Raw genomic sequence first — 1,021 nt, 5'->3', positions numbered from 1 at the left:
GCCTCATCATCTCGAATAATCACTCAACCACTCTTCCAAGCCTTGCAATGGCAAGGCTTTTTTACGTTCATTCATCAAGGAATTACCATGTCAAATAAGACCCTCTTTAATTCTGACCATCTACCGATATTAAAGAAACAATTACACACTATATTCGATCAACTTACCTTCGCTGAAATCATTCAGGGCAACGCCACCGAAAAAAACACATGGTTATCGATTTGCGCTCAAGCGGTAGGTTATGGCGACTGGGACGACTTAAAAGCGCAAGCAGTCACGCACCACGAGCCAACCCACAACATTCTATTTAACCAAGCATCCATCATTCCTTTCATCCAAAGTGTCAGAGTCAGCTTGGGGGAGCACATCGACAATATTGAAGGCTTTACCCATGTCATACTAAGAAACTTAACTACCGAAGAGTTAAACGCCATGAATGGCAATAAAGAAGAGCTTCCCCCCCTACCCAAAGCGCCAACGTCCTATACGTTAGAATTAGGACCGAATACGGCCTATGCCCGCGACCTTTTAGATTGGCTGTGGCCAAGAACAAAAAATTACCAAGTAGACCCTATCAACACTCAGTATCTAGCGCACATGAAAGAAAAGCGAATGAGCTTGAGCAAGTCTCAAGCAAAAGAGCGCGCTTTGGATGTTTACCCACACTCTGGCATGCTAATCAGAGACATCTTAGAGCAACTGATTTCAGAAAATTACCTAGAACTCAACGATGATCAAAGGTGCGTCACTTTTACTCGCAAAGGTCTTAATTATCTCAACGGAAAAATGACCCACGAATATGACGACCAATGGAAAGAATGGTTTAAGGCATTTGCAGCGCATCTCAAAAAAATCCCATACCGATACATCAAGATAGATTGGACACCCTATATCGATTTATATGCCCGGGGCATGTCACCCATTGAGGCGGCAAAAAGTCTTGAATGGTCAGAATGCTACACTCAAGCACACTCAGAGATCCAATCGGCCATTAAACACCAACTCGACATCCATCTGCCTC

At 43.7% G+C, this 1,021-nt stretch carries 1 pseudogene; it reads left to right on the top strand.

Annotation, left to right across the window (positions count from 1 at the left end):
- Nucleotides 1–87: 87 nt before the first annotated feature.
- Nucleotides 88–1,021 (top strand): annotated as a pseudogene (locus AB4589_RS19340) (hypothetical protein); the annotation flags it as partial.

The sequence above is a fragment of the Vibrio sp. 10N.222.49.A3 genome, from assembly GCF_041475145.1.
GTDB lineage: Bacteria > Pseudomonadota > Gammaproteobacteria > Enterobacterales > Vibrionaceae > Vibrio > Vibrio tasmaniensis_A.
Note: the sequence above shows the minus strand (reverse complement) of the source record. Positions and strands in the feature narration are given on the sequence as shown.